This window comes from Allomuricauda sp. ARW1Y1 (genome assembly GCF_013407935.1).
In the GTDB taxonomy this organism is placed as follows: Bacteria; Bacteroidota; Bacteroidia; order Flavobacteriales; family Flavobacteriaceae; genus Flagellimonas.
In genome coordinates this window covers 22,429-42,269 of the sequence record NZ_JACBZU010000001.1, presented here as the reverse complement: position 1 = coordinate 42,269, position 19,841 = coordinate 22,429, and the positions used below count along the sequence as shown (strand labels likewise).

At 44.2% G+C, this 19,841-nt stretch carries 17 protein-coding genes; 1 reads left to right on the top strand and 16 read right to left on the bottom strand.

Annotated features, from left to right (window positions below; genetic code table 11):
• Positions 1–106 precede the first annotated feature (106 nt).
• The 16 genes from GGE08_RS00210 to GGE08_RS00135 all read right to left on the bottom strand — a co-directional run bounded on the left by GGE08_RS00210 (position 107) and on the right by GGE08_RS00135 (position 18,641).
• On the bottom strand, positions 107–1,702 hold the full coding sequence (locus tag GGE08_RS00210) for a M1 family metallopeptidase (RefSeq protein ID WP_179382910.1): 1,596 nt from the start codon (positions 1,700–1,702) through the stop codon (positions 107–109).
• A 50-nt stretch (positions 1,703–1,752) separates the two neighbouring features.
• Entirely contained in the window at positions 1,753–3,036 is a 1,284-nt protein-coding gene (gene argH / locus GGE08_RS00205) for an argininosuccinate lyase (RefSeq protein ID WP_179382909.1), read from the bottom strand.
• A 93-nt stretch (positions 3,037–3,129) separates the two neighbouring features.
• Complete coding sequence (locus tag GGE08_RS00200; RefSeq protein ID WP_179382908.1) at positions 3,130–4,200, bottom strand: M20 family metallo-hydrolase; 1,071 nt, start codon at positions 4,198–4,200, stop codon at positions 3,130–3,132.
• Positions 4,197–4,976 carry an acetylglutamate kinase gene (gene argB, locus GGE08_RS00195; RefSeq protein ID WP_179382907.1) on the bottom strand — a complete coding sequence of 260 codons (780 nt, stop codon included), beginning with the start codon at positions 4,974–4,976 and terminating at the stop codon, positions 4,197–4,199. The genes GGE08_RS00200 and argB overlap by 4 nt, the downstream gene beginning before the upstream one ends.
• Before the next feature lies 1 nt (position 4,977).
• Positions 4,978–5,724, bottom strand: a complete 747-nt coding sequence (locus GGE08_RS00190; protein ID WP_179382906.1) for an SDR family NAD(P)-dependent oxidoreductase — start codon at positions 5,722–5,724, stop codon at positions 4,978–4,980.
• Positions 5,721–6,659 (bottom strand): acetylornithine carbamoyltransferase, encoded by a 939-nt coding sequence (locus GGE08_RS00185; protein ID WP_179382905.1) that lies wholly within the window; start codon positions 6,657–6,659, stop codon positions 5,721–5,723. Before GGE08_RS00185 ends, GGE08_RS00190 begins: the two co-directional genes overlap by 4 nt.
• A complete protein-coding gene (locus GGE08_RS00180) occupies positions 6,656–7,804 on the bottom strand; it encodes an aspartate aminotransferase family protein (protein WP_179382904.1) in 1,149 nt (382 codons plus the stop codon). Before GGE08_RS00180 ends, GGE08_RS00185 begins: the two co-directional genes overlap by 4 nt.
• 128 nt (positions 7,805–7,932) lie before the next feature.
• Positions 7,933–8,727, bottom strand: a complete 795-nt coding sequence (gene proC, locus GGE08_RS00175; protein WP_179382903.1) for a pyrroline-5-carboxylate reductase — start codon at positions 8,725–8,727, stop codon at positions 7,933–7,935.
• A 78-nt stretch (positions 8,728–8,805) separates the two neighbouring features.
• Entirely contained in the window at positions 8,806–9,792 is a 987-nt protein-coding gene (gene argC, locus GGE08_RS00170; RefSeq protein ID WP_179382902.1) for an N-acetyl-gamma-glutamyl-phosphate reductase, read from the bottom strand.
• 114 nt (positions 9,793–9,906) lie between these two features.
• Complete coding sequence (gene argG / locus GGE08_RS00165; protein ID WP_179382901.1) at positions 9,907–11,094, bottom strand: argininosuccinate synthase; 1,188 nt, start codon at positions 11,092–11,094, stop codon at positions 9,907–9,909.
• A gap of 121 nt (positions 11,095–11,215) precedes the next feature.
• Positions 11,216–11,830 carry a GNAT family N-acetyltransferase gene (locus tag GGE08_RS00160; protein ID WP_127139632.1) on the bottom strand — a complete coding sequence of 205 codons (615 nt, stop codon included), beginning with the start codon at positions 11,828–11,830 and terminating at the stop codon, positions 11,216–11,218.
• Between the two features lie 220 nt (positions 11,831–12,050).
• Positions 12,051–13,403 (bottom strand): polyprenol phosphomannose-dependent alpha 1,6 mannosyltransferase MptB, encoded by a 1,353-nt coding sequence (gene mptB, locus GGE08_RS00155; protein ID WP_179382900.1) that lies wholly within the window; start codon positions 13,401–13,403, stop codon positions 12,051–12,053.
• Between the two features lie 9 nt (positions 13,404–13,412).
• Entirely contained in the window at positions 13,413–14,897 is a 1,485-nt protein-coding gene (locus GGE08_RS00150; protein WP_179382899.1) for a cellulose synthase family protein, read from the bottom strand.
• Positions 14,897–15,586: a glycosyltransferase family 2 protein gene (locus GGE08_RS00145; RefSeq protein ID WP_179382898.1), complete on the bottom strand. Its 690-nt coding sequence runs from the start codon at positions 15,584–15,586 to the stop codon at positions 14,897–14,899. Before GGE08_RS00145 ends, GGE08_RS00150 begins: the two co-directional genes overlap by 1 nt.
• A gap of 91 nt (positions 15,587–15,677) precedes the next feature.
• On the bottom strand, positions 15,678–17,282 hold the full coding sequence (locus tag GGE08_RS00140; RefSeq protein ID WP_179382897.1) for a 4Fe-4S dicluster domain-containing protein: 1,605 nt from the start codon (positions 17,280–17,282) through the stop codon (positions 15,678–15,680).
• 9 nt (positions 17,283–17,291) lie between these two features.
• Positions 17,292–18,641, bottom strand: coding sequence for an NAD(P)/FAD-dependent oxidoreductase (locus GGE08_RS00135; RefSeq protein WP_179382896.1), 1,350 nt, complete (start codon positions 18,639–18,641; stop codon positions 17,292–17,294).
• Between the two features lie 127 nt (positions 18,642–18,768).
• Between GGE08_RS00135 and GGE08_RS00130 the strand changes: the two genes are divergently transcribed.
• Positions 18,769–19,788, top strand: coding sequence for a glycoside hydrolase family 113 (locus GGE08_RS00130; RefSeq protein ID WP_179382895.1), 1,020 nt, complete (start codon positions 18,769–18,771; stop codon positions 19,786–19,788).
• Positions 19,789–19,841: the final 53 nt, after the last annotated feature.

Here is a 19,841-nt window from a genome sequence, read left to right as displayed (position 1 = left end):
GTTATGGGTTGTAAATTTCCAACCCCATGTTAAGTCAAAAGGAGAAGTATTTTTTGGATTTAAATTACAGGGGAGATAAACCAGTTCCTTTTGGAATTGATACGTATTATGGTTTCCCCACCTCTTCGAACAAGGTCCATTCGTTGGGGTCCAGCACTATGGCATCGGGCCGCTCCGTACTTTCCAACGAGAAGCTTTGGTTTTGTTGGGTCACCTCAATGCTTTTTATCGTCATCTTTCCATCCTTTACCACCCCTATTTCCAAAGGAAATTGGAATACATGATGGTCTTGGGTTTGCATGACATTCAGGTCAATGTTTCCGTTACCGTACTCCCAGTTCCATTGGATTTGCGGATGCCCCTTAACAAACAACCACTGCTCAAAAAAAGCTTCCAAATCCTCGCCCGAAACCTCTTCCATCACAGTAAGAAAATCGTCCGTAAGCACGTTGCCATTTTGGTAAAGGGCATAATAGGTTCGGATGCCTTCCCAAAAAACACCATCACCCAAGCTATGGCGAAGCATGTTCAATATCCAGCCTCCTTTTTGGTACGTATTGGTGCTCAGTACTTTCATGGGGTCTTTAATGCTGAGGTCCACAATGGGAGATGGATTTTTTTTGTAATACTCAAAAATCTGTTGCTTGTCTTTCGCCAATTCTTGCTTACGGCGTTCATCGCCGTACTCACTTTCCAAATACAAAATGGCGAAGTAGGTGGCAAACCCTTCGCTCAGCCAAACATGGTTCCAGCTTTTCTCAGTGGCCGAATTTCCGAACCATTGATGGGCAATTTCGTGGGCAATCAAAGGCTCCACAGTTTGGTTGCCCGTGACCGAATTCTCAAAATAGGCAATGGTACCCGCATTTTCCAGTCCGCCCCACTGCGTTTTGGCCTGCATATTGGCCAATTTGGCATAGGAATACGGTCCAATGGTACCGATAAAATAATCGAGCACCTTGCTGGCAACCGCATAATCACCAAATCCCTCCAAACGGTTTTGTGGGTACACCCAGGCCGAAACCTCAATACCATCCACCATGTCCAACAATCGGGAGGCAAATTCAGTGACCCCAATGGTCATCACCTTGGTGGCTACGGGAGCAGGTTCGTGGTAAATGGTGAGCTTATAGCCATTTTCCAAGTTGCTTTCCTCCACTTTTAGTCCGGTTGCCACCACATCATAATGGTCGGGCGCAGTAATTTGAAATGCCACGCTGGCCTTGTCGTACGGATGGTCTACCGAAGGCAACCAATGCCTTGCCAAGTTGGGCCAGTTATCCCCAAAAAAGGAACGCTTGCCATATTTGGTGGTGTCGATGACCAAGCCTCTTTCTGGAATACCATGGTAAGAGATGGTGTAGGTTTGAATTGAATTCTCGGTATTTTTTGGAACGATATTGATTTTATCGTTAGCAAAGGTATAGTTGGCTTGTGACCCATGGTCCATCACTTCGGAAACCTGCATGCCGAACTGACCGGATTTTTGGATGAGGTCCAACGAAAAAGGAACTGGCTTGTCCTTGAACAGCACGGTGACTTGGGTTTCTCCCTTGATTTCGTTGGAAGTATCGTTCAAGTAAAGCGCAAAAACATAGTTTTGGATATCGACCGATTCATTTTTTTGATAAACATCCTGCGCTAGAGTGGATTGGAAAATCCCAATACAGAGAAAAAGGCGAAGTATATTTTTGACGGACATAGGTTTGATTTGAAAGCCGTTGGCTAAATTTTCAACCTAATGTATCCATTTTAAGCCAAAACTTTTTCCATTTTCTCTTTTATCTGCTCCAAACATAGATTGCCCAAACTACCTTCGTGGGTGTGCTCGATGTCCCGTTTGGGTTTAAAGTTTCCGTTTTCTATGGCCTTGCCCATGGTTTTGTAAGCATCCCGAAAGGGCATGCCGCTTTTAACGAGTTCGTTCAAGGTGTCCACACTAAATAGGTAATCGTACTTGGGGTCGTCCAAGATACTTTTGTTCACCTTGATTTCTTTCAGGCTGAAGGTCATCATTTCCAGACAGGCATGCATGTCCTGCAAAGCAGGCACAATCACTTCCTTTACCAATTGAAGGTCGCGATGGTAGCCACTGGGGAGGTTGTTCATGATCATGATCAATTGATTGGGGACTGCCTGAATCTTGTTGCACTTCGCACGAATCAATTCAAAAACATCAGGATTTTTCTTGTGTGGCATAATGCTACTACCCGTGGTCAGCTCGTTTGGAAAAGAAATGAAATCAAAATTTTGGCTCATATACAGGCAAATGTCCATGGCCATTTTGGAAAGCGTGGCGGCAACGCTGGAAATTCCAAAGGCGGTTGCTTTTTCCACTTTTCCACGTCCCATTTGGGCGGAGACCACATTGTATTTTTGCGTGGCAAAGTCCATTTCTTTCGTGGTGAAACTTCTATCAATGGGGAAGGAGCTTCCATAACCTGCTGCACTGCCCAGCGGATTTTGATCGGCTACTTTGTAAGCCGCTTGTACAAAGTACAAATCGTCTATTAAGCTCTCCGCATAGGCGGAAAACCAAAGTCCAAAAGAGGAGGGCATGGCAATCTGCAAATGGGTGTAACCTGGCAGCAATACTTTTTGATGCTTGTCCGCTAGCTTTATCAACAAATCGAACAGGGTTTTTACTTGCTGTTTGATTTCGGTCAACTCATCTTTCAAGAATAATTGCATGGCCACGAGCACTTGATCGTTTCGGGAACGGGCGGAATGGATTTTTTTACCGGTATCCCCCAATTTTTCGGTCAGCATAAACTCGATTTTGGAGTGCATGTCCTCAAAATCATTCTCAATACTGAACTTGCCCTTTTCAATGTCCTTGGCAATGGTATCCAATGCTTTTACCAAATCTTTGGCCTCGTCTTGGGTAATCAACCCCACCTTGCCCAACATTTTGGCGTGGGCTTTGGAAGCGATGACATCGTATTTGGCCAAGACCAAATCCAGTTCACGGTCGTTTCCCACTGTAAAGTGGTCTATTTTTTTATCAGTGCTGAATCCTTTGTCCCAGAGTTTCATAGTTTTTCTTTTGTCATTCCCGCGAAGGTGGGAATCTTATAATTTCGATATATATGGCTCTTCGACTTCGCTCAGGGCCCAAGTTTCGTTTTTTTACTGTAAAAATCCCGTCAGGATTTTAATGTAAAGATCTATGCCCTCCTCAATTTCCCTTACAAAAATATATTCATTTGCCGAGTGTGACCGCGTACTGTCCCCAGGACCCAATTTTACTGATTGGCAGGTCAATGCCGCTTGGTCTGAAAGCGTTGGTGAACCGTAGGTTTTTCGCCCTAGGGCCAATCCACTTTTCACCAACTCGTGGTCGGGGTCAATGCAGGAGGAGTTCAATCGCAAAGAACGAGGCGTTAATTTGCAAGGCGCTTCCTTTTGCAGGATATCTGCGATTTCCTGATTGCTGTAACAATCGTTCACACGCACATCAATGACCAAATCCACTTGTGCTGGAACCACATTGTGCTGTTTGCCCGCATTGATCTGGGTAACGGTCAGTTTGACTTCGCCCAATGCCTCCGATACCTTTTCAAAGGAGTAATCCCGAAACCACTGCAAGGTTTCAATCGCGTTGTAAATACAGTTGTTATCGTTGGGATGAGCTGCATGTGATGGGGTTCCTTCCACAACACCGTCAAAAACCACCAATCCCTTTTCGGCAATGGCCAAATCCATTAAAGTGGGCTCGCCCACAATGGCAACATCAATGTTGGGAAGAATGGGGAGCAATGCCCTGATACTTTTTTCGCCTGCATCCTCCTCTTCCGCAGTCGCTGCCATGATGATATTGTGGCTCAAGTTTTCTTTCTCGTAAAAATGAACGAAAGTGGTCAACAGCGAAACCAGACATCCACCAGCATCGTTACTGCCCAAGCCATACAATTTTCCGTCTTCGATATGAGCATCAAAAGGGTCCTTGGTGTAGGCGCTGTTCGGCTTTACCGTATCGTGATGTGAATTGAGCAACAGTGTTGGTTTGCGCTCATCAAAATGCTTGTTGAACGCATAAATATTATTGTATTGGCGATGGGTTTTCACTCCAAAACCTTGTAAAAAACCCTCAATGGCATCCCCTGTTTTATCTTCTTCACCTGAGAAGGATGGTGTGCTGATGAGTTTTTTCAGCAGGTCAATGGCTTTTTCCGTTACTATTTCTTGATTGATGTTCATAAGGTCAATGTGGTGTAATCTGAGTTATCTGCTTCCAACATATTGGTGTTTCCCACGCATACTTTGGATACATGGTTGCGTAGGGCATAAAAGCAGTTGTGCAACTTGGGAAGCATACCATCCGCAATGATGCCGTAGGCCAAGAGTTCGTCATACCCCTTGGAATCGATATGATGGATCACGGAGTTTTCGTCCTCCACATCTTGCAATACTCCTTTTTTTTCGAAACAATAGTAAAGGGTGGTCTCAAACTGATCGGACATGGCAATGGCCAATTCAGCGGCAATGGTATCCGCATTGGTATTGAACAGTTGCCCTTTTCCGTCGTGGGTAAGTGCACAAAAAATAGGCGTGAACCCTGCTTGCAACAATTTAAAGATTCCGTAGGTATTCACCATATCTACATCGCCGACAAAACCGAAATCCACATTTTTTTTAGGCCTTTTGTGGGCGCGAATGGCATTGGCATCTGCACCGCTCATTCCGATGGCATCGGTACCAAGTGCCTGTAATTTGGCCACGATTTTTTTACTGACCAAGCCGCCATAGACCATTAGGGCAATATCCAAGGTCTCGGCATTGGTGATTCGCCGTCCGTTGACCATTTTGGATTCTACCCCCAATTGATTGGCCAACTCGGTGGCCTTGTTGCCACCACCGTGAACCAAAATTTTGTTGCCGTCCATTTTAGCGAACAGGTCCAATACTTGTTTGCATCCTTCGGCATCTTCTATCAGGTTTCCGCCAATTTTTACTACGGATAATTTTTGTTTCATTTTATGTGTTTATAATCCCTCCATCAATGGTTACTGTGGTTCCAGTGATCCATGAACTGTCATCCGAAACCAAAAAAAGCACAAGTTTAGTAATATCTTGAGGGGTACCCAACCTTTTTAACAGTGTAGTCCTTTTCGCATGTTCTACGGCAGTTTCAGGATGTTCAAAAGCCTTGACCGATTCCCACAGCAAGGGCGTATCCACTGGCCCAGGACAAATGGCGTTTACACGGATGTTTGGAGCGTAGTCCACCGCCATTTGCTTCATTAGCGCTACGGCTCCCGCTTTGGAAGCACAATAGGCTGGATGATTTGGGAAACTTTTGAAGGCCGCTATAGAAGCATTGATCAAAATATTGCCTTGAGGTTGTTGCTGTAAGATGGGCAGTGCGTACTTACAAAGATAAAAGAGAGCACTCAAATTGGTGTTGATGGCGTTGTGCCACGTTTCGATAGGTAGTTCCATCACATTGCCCAATCCCAGAACACCTGCGTTCAATGAAAGGATGTCCAATTGACCATAGGTTTCCAAAGCCGTATCCACCAGCTTTTTGTTGTAGGAAGGCTCCGTAACATCCCCTGGAACAAATACAGCATGTTCCAAGCTGTTTTCCAAAGCTTGGCCACTTTCCTTATTCCTGCCCGAAAGCACCAAACGTGCTCCTTCGGACGAGAGTCCTTGGGCAATGGCTTTGCCCATTCCACTTGTTGCACCGGTTACAATACAGACCTTGTCCTTTAATTTCATAAGTTCTCCAATATTTTTTTCAAGACTAGCTGTGCGGAAAAGACTCGGTTTTTGGCTTGTTGCACCACTAAGGATTGGTCACCATCCAAAACGGCATCTTCCACGATCATGTTCCGGCGAACGGGGAGGCAGTGCATAAATTTGGCATGACCCAATTTTTGTTGGGTCATGGTCCAGTTGGTGTCCCAGCTGAGTACTTTGCCGTACTGGGAATAACTGCTCCAGTTTTTCACGTAAACGAAATCGGCATCTTCCAATGCTTTATCTTGATTGAATTCGATTTGGCAGCCTTGTGTCAATTCCGGATTGAGTTCGTATCCTTCGGGATGGGTAATCACAAAATCGGCATCCTGCAATTTCATCATCTGTACAAACGAATTGGCCACTGCATGTGGCAAGGCCTTGGGATGTGGTGCCCACGAAAGGACCACTTTGGGCCTTTTCTTGGTTTCGTTTTCTTTCAAAGTAATGGCATCGGCCAACGCTTGGAGCGGATGCCCCACCGAACTTTCCATATTGACCACAGGGATGGTGGCATATTTGGCAAATCCGGTAATGACTTCTTCGGCTTCGTCTTTTTCCCTGTCCACTAGCCCTGCAAATGCCCTAATGGCGACAATATCGGCATATTGGGAGACCACTTGGGCCGCTTCCTTGATATGTTCGGAAGTACCTTGGTCCATCACGGTACCATCACCATATTCCAAAACCCAGCCTTCGTTGCCAAAATTCATGATCATCACTTCCATGCCCAAATGCATGGCCGCTTTTTGCGTACTCAAGCGTGTTCTAAGGCTATTGTTGAAAAACAACAGACAAATGGTTTTTCGCTTGCCCAAGGATTCAAATAGGTACGGGTCTTTTTTAAGGGTAATGGCTTCGTCCACCCAGTCGGGGAGGGAATCAATATCGTTAATGGATAAATAGTGCTTCATGATAATGCTTTTTTGAGGGCTTCAAAAAATAAGTCTATATCTTCTTTGGTGATGTTCAACGCAGGGAGGAATCGTAACAATTTCTTGTTTTTGGCACTTCCTGTGAACATGTGTTGCTCCAAAATCATTTTCTTGCGGAGGTCCGCCACCTCAAAATCAAACTCCAATCCAATCATAAGTCCTCTGCCTTTTACTTTTTTGATTTCGGGAATCTCCGCTGCCTTTTCTTGGAAGTACGAACCAAGCTTTGCCGCATTGGCCATCAAATTTTCATCCTCTAGCACTTCCAACACGGCCAAGCTCGCTGCACAAGCCAAATGGTTGCCACCAAAGGTGGTGCCCAAAAGTCCATAGGAGGGTTTAAAGGATTCGTGGATCAAAATACCACCAACTGGAAAACCATTGCCCATACCCTTGGCAATCGAAATAATGTCGGGTTGTACACCTCGACTCCGCTCAGTGTCCAAATGGTGCTGAAAAGCGAAGAACTTACCACTTCGTCCGTAACCGGACTGTACTTCATCGGCAATAAGAACCACGTTGTTTTCTTTGCACTTTTTGGCGATGAACTGGAAAAATTTGGTAGTCGGTTCATCCAAACCACCAACGCCTTGAATAGCTTCTATGATAACGGCACAGTATGAATCACTTTCAATAGCTTTTTCAAAGGCATCAACATCGTTCAAGGGCAAAAAAGTGACTTCTTGCTGTTTGTTGATGGGCGCATTTATGCTCGGATTGTCCGTTGCAGCAACGGCAGCCGAGGTCCTTCCATGAAAACTATTGGTAAAAGCGATCACTTTTGATTTTCCAGTGTGGAACGAGGCCATTTTCAGTGCGTTTTCGTTGGCTTCGGCCCCAGAATTGCACATAAATAGGTCGTAATCTTCACATCCTGACATTTGGCCCAACTTTTCGGCCAATGCGCTTTGAAGCGGATTTTGGACCGAATTGCTATAGAACGCCATCTGTTCCAGTTGTTCTTTGATTCGCTTTACGTAATGCGGATGGGTATGTCCGATTGAAATTACGGCGTGACCGCCATAAAAATCCAAATATTTTTCCCCTTTGTCGTCCCAGACTTCTATGCCCTTGGCCTTCACTGGAGTGACGTTGTACAGTGGGTATACGTCGAATAGTTTCATAATCTTTTACTTGTCACCCCGAGCGCCCACCTTCGGCAGGCAGGCAGTCGAGAGGTGTTTTTATATTTTTCTTCAATAAAGGTCTCGCATCTCGATTTCGCTCGATATGACAGCTCGACCTAACATTTTTATCCTTTTCTGATTTCACTGATTTTTTCGAATGAGGATACAATTCCCCGGATCAAGGATGAGCTCAAACCTTGATGCTCCATTTCGTTCAAACCTTCAATGGTGCATCCCTTTGGTGTGGTCACCCGATCAATTTCTTCTTCAGGATGGCTGCCGGATTCAATCAACAGACTGGCTGCTCCGTTGCAGGTGTGCATGGCCAGCTCTTGGGCTTCTTTTGCATCAAAACCTAATTGAATGGCTCCTTGTGTTGTGGCTCGAATCAAACGCATCCAAAAAGCGATGCCACTGGCACAGATGACCGTTGCCGCTTGCATTTGGTCTTCCGGAATTTCCATGGTGTGGCCCATTCGGTTAAAAATGGCCTTTGCCAAATCAATCCGTTTTTTGCCCAGTTCGTTGCTGCAAATACAGGTCATGGATTTACCTACCGAAATAGCGGTATTGGGCATGCTTCGGATGATAAATTTATCCGAACCGATGATTTCCTCTATTTTGGGGATACGGAAACCTGTAATGGTGCTTATGATTACGTGTTTTTCGGTCAGAAGGTCCTTGGTCTCTTTCAAAATGGAAACAAATTGACCGGGTTGCACCGCAAAAATCAGGATATCTGAATTTTTTACGGCTTCTTGGTTGTCCGAGGTTACGGTTACGATTCCATACTTTTCAAATTCCTGAATGGATTTCGTATTCCGTTTGGTGAGGTACATGGTGGTGGCTCCATTGCTATGCAAAATGCCCTTGGCAATGGCCAATCCCAAATTCCCTGCTCCTATGATGGCTATTTTCATGATTCACTTTTTTATCATTTCCGTGTAGACGGAAATCTGATTTGATTGTGCCCTTCGACTACGCTCAGGGCACCCATACTAAAATACTCCTGCCTTTAACAACAGGCCTGTTGTCTCAGGAAATCCGAACATCAAATTCATGTTTTGTACTGCTTGTCCCGATGCTCCCTTCAATAAATTGTCGATGGCCGATGTCACCAAAAGCAAGTCATCGTGTTTATGCAAATGGATGTGGCACTGGTTGGTGTTCACGACTTGCTTCAAATGCAATTCTTCATCCGATAGATGTGTAAAAGCAGCATCCTTATAAAAATCGCTGTACAATTGTTTTGCTTCCTCCAAGGTCCCATCAAAATGGGTATAGGCAGTGGCCAAAATCCCTCGGGTGAAGTTGCCGCGATTCGGTAAGAACATCAATTTGCCCACAGACTTCCCGAAGGAATTCAAGCTTTCTCCAATTTCTCCCAAATGTTGGTGCGTAAATGGTTTGTACCACGATACGTTATTGTTCCTCCAGCTAAAATGGGAAGTGTCCGAAAGCCCGACTCCTGCGCCGGTGCTGCCCGTAACGGCGTTGATATGGACATCATTGCCCAACAAACCTGCTTTTGCCAAAGGCAATAGGGCCAATTGGATAGCGGTGGCAAAACAACCGGGATTGGCAATGGCTTCTGCAGCTTGGATCGCGGACTTGTTCAATTCGGGAAGTCCGTAAATGAACCGTTGCCCATTGAACATGGAATCTCCCTGCAATCTAAAATCATTGCTGAGGTCGATGATTTTTGTTGATGCCGAAAATTTGTTCTCGTTCAAAAATGAAGTTGAGTTGCCATGTCCCAAACAAAGAAAAACGACATCAACTTCTGGATTTATTTCTCCTGAAAACTTCAATTCCGTTTGCCCCAGCAAATCTTGATGGGCCGAAGTAATCGATTTGCCCGCTCGGGTGGTGCTGTACACAAAGTCGATTTCTGCCTCAGGATGGTTGAGTAAAAGTCTAATGAGCTCTCCTCCTGTATAGCCAGACCCTCCGATGATTCCTGCTGTTATATTTTTTTTTCTCATATCGATGGAGAATTATTTATCGTCATCGTCATGCTGAGCCTGCCTTTCGGTAGGCGGGTTTATTTCAGCATCTCACGCCAATGAGACCCTGAATCAAGTTCAGGGTGACGGTTTTTAAATTTCATTGTTTACGTGGTTTGCAATTTTCCCGGAGTTGGACAAAATTTTGATGAAGCCCTTGGCATCGTCGGCGGTCCAGCCCTTGTTCATTTCACCATAGCTTCCAAAGGAAGCGTTCATCAAATCGTGGGGGGAAGTGATGCCGTTCAACTCAAATCGATAGGGATGCAAGGTCACGAAAACATCTCCCGAAACGTGTTTCTGGGTGTCGGTTAAAAAAGCTTCGATGTTTCGCATTACCTCGTCCAAGTAATTTCCTTCGTGCAATAGCATTCCATAAAAGTTGCCCATTTGTTCTTTCTGGTATTGCTGCCATTTACTCAAAGTGTGTTTTTCCAATAGATGGTGCGCTTTAATGATGATCAATGGAGCGGCTGCTTCAAACCCGACCCTTCCTTTGATCCCAATAATGGTGTCGCCCACGTGGATGTCCCTGCCAATGGCGTATTTGGAGGCGATGGCAGACAATTTCTCGATATTGGCCACAGGAGTGTCTTCCTCCCCATCCAAGGCTACCAACTCCCCTTTTTTAAAGGTCAGTTTTAATCCTTTTGGAAGTTCCTTTTCCAATTGGCTCGGATAGGCACTTTCGGGCAGGGATAAGTGGGAGGTAAGGGTTTCATCGCCTCCAACGGATGTCCCCCACAAACCTCGGTTCACAGAGTACTTGGCCTTTTCCCAAGAGTAGTCGATACCATTTTGTTGTAGGTAATTGATTTCTTCCTCTCGTGCCAATTTTTTGTCCCTGATCGGGGTAATGATCTTGATTTCCGGCGCCAAGATTTGAAAGATCATATCAAATCTAACTTGGTCATTGCCTGCACCGGTACTGCCATGGGCAATGTATTTGGCACCCAGCTTTTTGGCATGGTTTACAATTTCTATGGCCTGTACGATACGTTCCGCACTCACGGAAAGGGGATAGGTATTGTTTCGGAGCACGTTGCCGAAGATGAGATATTTGACCACTTTTTCGTAGAACGTGGTAACGGCATCTATGGAAGTGTAGCTGGTTGCTCCCAAAGCCAGGGCCTTTTCTTCGATTTCCTTAATTTCTGCTTCACTGAAACCTCCAGTGTTCACACTTACGGCATGTACTTCAAAGCCTTCTTCTTGCGATAGGTACTTGGCACAGTATGAAGTGTCCAATCCGCCACTGTAGGCTAAAACTAATTTTTCCATTGTTCTTTTAGTTTGTCATTCCTGCGAAGGCAGGAATCCATTTTATGTCTTAGTTCTTATATTCTTGATGGTTCGACCCCTCACTCAACTCAGGTTCTGCATGTTAGATCGAACAGACAGTTTAATTATCTTTCTTTTTTAAAAAGAGGTGTTCCTTGATGCTTTTTAGTCGTTGGAACGCTTTTTTATTGATTTTTTCAGGTTCTTGCTTTTTTGATGCGGGGTCGTACAACATGCCTGTGCAGAGGCACATTTTCTTTTCGGTACGGGTCAAAATATCAAAGTTCTTACAGGTTTGGCACCCCTTCCAGAATTCGGGATCATCCGTAAGTTCGGAAAAGGTTACAGGTTTGTAGCCTAGCTCGTAGTTCATTTTCATCACGGCCAGTCCGGTGGTAATACCAAAAATTTTGGCATCGGGGAATTTTTTCCGTGATAGGTCAAAAACGGCTTTTTTAATCTGCTTGGCAAGCCCTTGATTTCTATAATCGGGATGAACGATCAAACCGGAGTTGGCCACAAAGTCTTTATTTCCCCAGACTTCGATATAGCAAAAGCCAGCAAATTTATCCCCGTCCAAAGCAATGATGGCATTTCCGTTCTGCAAACGCTTTATGATGTACTCGGGCGTACGTCTGGCGATACCCGTTCCGCGAACCTTGGCGGATTCGGTAATGGTATCACTAATGATTTGTGCGTATTTAAAATGTGATTCGTTAGCAACAATAATTTCCATTGCAAGCGATTGATCTGTAAAAATTGAAAAAAGAATTTTGGAAGTTGTGCGGAAATGGACTCACCTATTTCCAATAGATATGATTCACCCTTACGGGCGACGACGGCGGGGTGTAAATGGACTAATGGGAGCAGCGATGCTCAACGAAGTTAATATGTACTCTTGTCCTTTCATTACGGGACTAAAGTACAAATTAATTCGAACTGTGCTAGAATTGATGTTATTTTTTAAAGAAATATAACTTTTTAGGCCGACTACCTATCATTTCGTAAATAAAGAAGCCGATTACCAATAGGTATTCAATCGCCAGCAACCCTAAATTTTCGGTATAGTTTGGGTTGGAGTAGGTGTAATAACTCAGAATTATGGTAAAGGACCAGAGCAGGGGGAATCGATAATCAGTGAAAATAGAGAAGCCCAACAGGAACACCACATACCAAGGGTGTACGGTGGTGGATAGAAAATAATAGCAGGCCAAGGCAAATAACATTGAGGTAATGAGGCTTTCCATTTTTTGATTCTTCCGAAGGAAAGCGAGCAACAATACGATAACAACGACCACTTTTTGAATGAAAGAGCCATAAGCATCGATGAGTTCCCAAGGTTTGGCTTCAAAATAGGTGACTCCTATTTTTTTGACCACATTGTATATGCTGGCATTGAACTCGAAGTTACTGAACCAAAGCCCAACGGTTTCGGAATAATTATCAATAAATACAGAGGAGTAAAACGGAAACAACAATGCAGTACATCCTAAAAGGACTAAGGTGTAAAAGGCGATACTTTTTTTGAATCCGAAGTATTTGATAAATATTGACAATAACAACAGCGGCATTAGTTTGACCATAATGGAAATGGCATAAACAGGGGTTGCCCATAACCATTTGTTGATGGATATAAGGTAAAGCGCCCACACAAAGAAGAACAGCATGACGCCTTCAAAATGCAGATTTCCGGTCAATTCAATGATGACCAAGGGATTCAAAAAGTACCAAAACGCCAAGTTATTGGCCTTGTTCAGTAGTTGCAATAGCTTTCTGCCGAAATAAAGTGCGCCCAGGTCAGCAAGTATTATTATCGACCGCATGGCAATGGTTGACCCCAAAATGCTTCCACCACCCAAAACCGATGCCAATGCGAACAGTACTTGGTTGACAGGTGGGTAATTGCTGTAGTGCCTTGCGTTGAGGTCGGTCATCCCTTCGCGCAACTCTTTCATGTTGGCAAAGGTGACATGACCTTGTTCCATAATTTGGTCGGGGGTGTACAAATAGGGGTTGATGCCGTTTTTAATCAGTTCCCCATCCCAGAGGAACCGGTAGAAATCCTGTGAAAGGTTCGGTTCGGCCATCAAAAACACCAACCGAAAAAGTATACCGATAATCAAAAGGAACTTAAAGTTCCATTTTTCGAACTGGATGATTTTGTAGGTGAGGTAAAAAAGTGCCCCGAAGAGCATAAAGAGCTTCACAAAATCGGTGCGTACCAGCTGGTAAGCAAAGCTCCAGTAAAATAAAATACAGGCGACGGCAAATAGTATCGGATATCTATGCAGTCGCCAATAAGCTTGCATGGTGCAGGATTATGCCTTGGACGTCAAGGATTTAAAGAACACGAATCCAAATCCTAGGAACAACATGAGGTGGAAAGGGAACAATCCGTAGTCGTTCAACGGTATGGCACTGTACATTCCAAAAAGGAAATAGATCATCAAAGCAAACTCCAAAATCATATTGGGCGACAATTTGTTGGTCAAATATTTGTTGCCCTTCCAGGTATCGGTTAGGTTGTTGATATTGAATTTAGGAGTTCTCACAAATTCACTTCGTTTCCCCAAATGCCCCTCTAGAACCGCTACGGTGTTGTGCAAAGAGAAACCCAATGCAACAGAGAAGAACGTAAAAAAGAGTTTGATGTAATCCACAAAGTTGTCAAAACTACTACCCTGTATACTCTTGTAGGTGAACCAATAACACACAAATAGGATGATGGTGCTCAAAATAAAGAAGCTGGTTACCTCAAACACCCAACCCAAATGACCATAGGTGTTTTTGATGTACAGCATGGGAATGCTCAAAAGCGCCACAATAAAAACACAAAGGAACATGGAGCTGTTCAACAAGTGCATTACGCCATGGAACTTGGTTTTGAACGGGATGTTTTTAGCTGTGATAACGCTTAGCACCGTTTTTCTAAAGTTTTCGGCCCCTCCTTTGTTCCAACGGAACTGCTGGGAACGGGCGGCACTGATCACAACTGGAAGCTCTGCGGGTGTTTCCACATCTTCCAAATATTTAAACTTCCAGTTTTTCAACTGTGCACGGTAGCTCAAATCCAAATCTTCGGTCAAGGTATCGCCTTCCCAGTTTCCGGCATCGAGGATACATTGTTTTCTCCAAATACCAGCAGTACCGTTAAAGTTGATAAAGTGTCCTTTGGAATTTCGTCCTACCTGCTCCAAGGTAAAGTGGGCATCCAAAGCAAAGGCTTGGATACGGGTTAGGGTAGAGTAGTCTCTGTTGATGTGCCCCCAGCGGGTCTGAACCACACCGATTTCCTCATCTTTAAAGTAAGGAACAGTTTTTTTCAACCAATCGGATTCTGGGAGAAAGTCGGCATCAAAAATGGCGATAAAATCACCTTTTGCGATTTCCAATCCTTCCTTAAGTGCACCGGCCTTAAAACCTTTTCTGTTTTCGCGGCGGATATGCTGTATGTCGAGACCAGTTTCCTGAAGCTCTTGTACCCTTCGGGCGGTTTCGGCCACAGAATCATCGGTAGAGTCGTCCAAGACCTGGATTTCCAGTTTACTTTTAGGGTATTCTATTTTGGCGATGTTGTCCAACAAACGCTCCATTACATATTCCTCGTTGTAAATAGGAAGCTGAATGGTAACGAATGGAATTTCCTTGGGGTCGAGAAGGTTGAATTTTGGGGCTTCCTCGTTTCGCTTTTTATAGCCGAGATAGTTGATCAAAAGATTCAACTGGGCAAGACTGTAGAAGAAAATCAAAAGTAAGGCCGTACTATAAATAGCAATGATGATGTAAGTAATAGCGAGTCCCATTATTTTAAACTGTATTTAAAGATCCAACCCAAAATTTTTATGCCAGCAAATATAGTACCTTTTACCGTACCAGAAACTTTTGATACGCCAATTCTTCGTTTGTAACGCACTGGTACTTCGATATATGACATTTTTTTTCTTAAAATTTTTAACTGCATTTCCACTGTCCATCCATAAGTGGTGTCCTGCATGTTCAATTCTTTGAGCTTTTCGTACTTTATCGCCCTAAAAGGTCCTAAATCCGTAAATTTTGACCTAAAAAACAAACGCATTAAAAATGTGGCCAATTGGTTCCCAAAAACCTGTTGTGGAGTCATGGAACCCGGTTCGCGAAGTGATTTTTTTCGCGCCCCGACCACAAAATCGATGTCATTTTCCAAAATTGGGGCGACAATCTTATCCAATTCCGCTGGGTAATCTGAATAGTCTCCGTCGATAAATACGATAATGTCGGGTGTTTTGGATTGTTCGGAGATATAATTTAATCCTTTTAAACAGGCAAAGCCATAGCCCTTGCGGCTTTCGGTGATCACCGTTGCTCCAGCTTTTTTGGCATTTGCCATGGTATCGTCTTCGGAACCATTGTCAACCACCACGATTTCCGATACGTGGTCAGGGATTTCCGAGACGACCAAACCAATGGAATCTCCTTCGTTGATTGCTGGGATAATGACTTTGATATCCGCCATTGGCTGGAAACAATTTAGTTAGTGTTAGCAGTTGCCAAAACTAAAATTTTCCATGGATAACTGATGCGAAACTTTGAAAAAGAAAGTAATCTTACTTTTTGTTTACCAAGGTCATGAGGTCTACATCGTTGCCCAACAACACCTGATTGCTGTCGATTCTTCCCTCCAATGGACCATTCTCCAATTTAAGCACGCCACGTGGACAAACTGCCGAACAGATTCCGCATCCCACACAGCTTGATCGGACGATGTTCTCCCCTTTTTGGGCATAGGCCCGCACATCGATTCCCATTTCGCAGTACACCGAACAGTTGCCACAGGAGATGCACTGACCGCCATTGGTAGTAATCCTAAACCGGGAAAACAACCTTTGCTGAAAGCCCAAAATGGCTGCCATGGGACATCCAAACCTGCACCAAACCCTACTGCCAAAAATGGGATAAAAACCCGTTCCGATAACACCAGAGAAAATACTGCCGATCAAAAAAGAGTAGGATTTACGTAGGGTACCTGATTTGAACAAAAATACTTCCCCGTCACCACTGAAAAAGTGGAACCCGATCAATGCCAAGATAATCACGAAGTAACCGATAGCCCCATATTGGGCATCTTTTTGAAGTTGGTCCCGTTTAAAAATCATGGCCCAACCGAAAACCAAGGTCAGCAACACAGCTACGCCAATCAAAAAAGTACTTTTGGTCAACCAATATTTGCTGGTGTCCGTTCCCAAATAGGAGTAGATAACGGCGGTGGTCATCAAGGTTACAAAAACCACGACGCTGTGCACCACCCATCGCTCTACTTTCCATGCAAAGGTGGATTTGTCGCTCAACTGCCTAAAGGAATCGCCAGCTGTTTCGGCCAATCCCCCGCAACCGCAGACCCACGAGCAGTACCATCTTTTTCCATATTTGTAGGTTAGGATAGGGGTAATCACAAAAATGGAAAGAATACCAAAAATCAATAGTGCAAAACCGATTTCGCCAGAGCTCAAAAACATTTTGATACGATATCCTTCAAAATTGTAATAGTTCAGTGGCCAAATATTTTTTAAGTCGTAATAAGGTAGGCTTCCTCCGTTCAGAATCTTGTCCCCGTTCAAACGTGCCATCAATTCTGGGATGATGAATGCAAAGGCGGTTTGAAAGAACATCACGCTAATAGTACGCAGCCTTTCATACCGGTTATGGCGGTATTTCCAAAGGAACTTAATGCCAAAGGCCAAAATGGCCACGGTGTAAAGGGTCCCATACACAAACCACTGACTGGCCGGATTGCCGCTCAACAATTGGCTTAGTGGGTCAAAAAGGGCGATGACACCCTTGTTTTCGCCATCGCTTACCAAGCCAAGATATTCGGGATAAAAATAGAGTACGATATAAAAGCCTGTCAATGCCAAGCCAGCAATCCACCCCCATAGACCACGACTGGAAATGGATTTGAACCAGACCCCGTCGTTTTTAATACCAGGAAGTTTTTTGGAATAGGCATCCCAAGAGAACCAGATAATCCCGATGGTGATGGCCAGAAGCGACAAGGTGAGCCAAAGGGTCTTGTTTGGAAAGCTTACATTGAAAACGGCCAACAGTAAAATCCCCAATCCCGAAGTGCCCAGAAAAACAGCCATTTTTTGATTCAGGCTCAAACTTTTTGGTGGTTCCCCCGTTAGTGCCATGCTTTTGTTGTACGTGCTCATAATCTTGGTTTAGGCAATTTTAAAGATGCGTTTTAGGTTTTTCTTTTTCAGGCTGATGGATTTTCCAAAATCAGCATTGTATTTTGATACAATCTGCGCTTCGAAGTTTTTATAGAATTCAGGATCAAAATTGGCATCCACCAAATGCTCCATCACAAAATCAATGGATCGTTGCTCGCTGAGCCATTGATCGAATACTTGATGCCGTAGACGAATCCCAAAGGTGTTGATGCCCAATAGTGTTTCGGACTCCCTATCAAACGCTATGGTGATACAGATTTTTTCGTTGGGATGTCTCCAATGAAAATGGACTTCGTTTTCTTTTTTGTTTCTTTCCGAAAACACCCAACCATAGGTTTGGTATTCAATATCCAAGAATTTGGCGGAGTTGAACCAATGTCCGGGGTTGTATGCCATCCGATTGCCGCAAATGGTTTGGGCAAGGGTCTCGCCCATCATCCGTCCCGTGTACCACACTGCCTCAATGGGTCTGCGATTTCCAATGGCCTCATGCTGTTCGGCACAGTCGCCAATGGCGTACACATCTTTCGCGTTGGTTTCCAAAAAGCGATTGACTTTTACGCCTCGCCCCAATGCAATCCCAGAATCTTTCAGAAAATCTATATTGGGGGTTACACCCGCCGTCAATCCTACCAGATTGCACTCAATTTCTTCACCCGTTTCCGCCAAGGTCACGGATTTCACCCTTCCATTTGCATCGGGGCAGATTTCTTGAAGTGATGTGCCCAATCGCAGATCAATATGGTGCTCCCGAATATGTTCGTTGATCATTTCAGATTCCCCAGAGGGCAAAACACTGTTCCAAAAGCTTTTTTCACGTACTAAAAACGTAACGGGAATATCTCGCGTTCGTAGCATCTCGGCCAGTTCGATGCCGATAAGTCCGCCGCCTACGATTACAGCTCGTTTACAAACCTTATTGTTGGGTGCGTTTTCTTCCAAGAGTTCCAAATCCTGTTTGGAATAAAGTCCCTGCACACCATCCAAATCTTGCCCGGGCCATCCAAATTTGTTGGGTTTTGATCCTGTGGCAATAACCAACTTATCGTAATTGAGCGACGATTTGTCCGCTAGATAAAGCAGCTTTTGTTCGGTATCTACTTTGGCAACATATCCATGCACCAATTCGATGTTGTTCTTTTTCCAGAAGTGGTTTTCGTAGGGTTGGGTATGCTCAAACTTCATATGGCCCATGTACACGTACATCAAGGCCGTCCTCGAAAAAAAGTATTCGGACTCGGCCGAAATGATGGTGATTTTTTTATCGGAAAGTTTGCGGATATGCCTAGCAGCAGTAACGCCTGATATTCCATTTCCGATAATGACAACGTGCTCCATGGGTTAGGTTTGATTGTTTGATGTGTCGTGTTTTTTGTTAAGAACTTAACAACAAGATGAAATTTAATAAGAATAATGGAGCTGAATGCTGTTTTAAAATGATTATTTTAGAGGGTTGGATATCATTATGAAAAAACTGATTTTTTTAGGGGTCCTAGTCCTTTCCTCTTGCGCCAGTAGCAAGTTTCAAAAGGTGAACGGTGTAAGTTTTGTGGCTTCCCGTGAGGAGGTTTCGGAACGGCATATCGCCCCTGTTTTGGATGTCCATGCCAACTATGCGGCCATTATGCCCTTTGGTTTTATCAATGGCGAAAAATCAGCTGAATTGTTTTTTAATTCGGACCGACAATGGTTTGGTGAACGAAGGGATGGTGCAAAACAGTATATCGAACAACTGCATCGGAATGGGGTAATGGTGATGGTGAAGCCCCAAATTTGGATTACCAATGGTGCTTTTACCGGAAACTTGGATATGAAGAGCGAAGCGGATTGGGAAACGTTTGAGGCTTCCTATGAAAAATTTATACTGTTGTTTGCCGAAATGGCCGAAGAAACCCAAAGCGATATTTTTTGCGTGGGCACGGAATTGAAGACCTTCATTGATGAACGTCCCGAGTTTTGGGGTCAACTCATCCAAAAAATCAAAGAGGTATATCATGGAAAGCTCACTTATGCAGCCAATTGGGATGAATATGCCAAAACACCTTTTTGGTCGGAACTGGATTATATAGGGGTGAATGCTTATTTTCCATTGTGTGAAAGGCAAAATCCTACAAGAGAAACACTTACCGAAGGTTGGAAGCCTTGGAAGGATAAGATGAAGGCATTGGCCCAAGAACAGGACCGTCCTATTTTATTTACGGAATTTGGCTATCGGAGCATGGATTTTACCGGTAAAAAGCCCTGGTTGGTAGACCGGAACCAAGAGAATGTGAACTTGGAGGCCCAAGCAAGGGCGACCCAAGTGCTTTTTGACGAATTTTGGAACGAGGATTGGTTCGCCGGTGGCTTTGTGTGGAAATGGTTTATGGAACACGAAAAAGTGGGTGGAGCCGATGACAATCGCTTTACACCCCAGAACAAACCTGCAGAGTCCGTGATACGGGAACAATACGCACAAGTAAAAACATCGCGAAGTCGGGATTAGAAAATGAAGCCCCAAAATTTTTAATGGGATAACGACCTGTTGTCTCATAATTT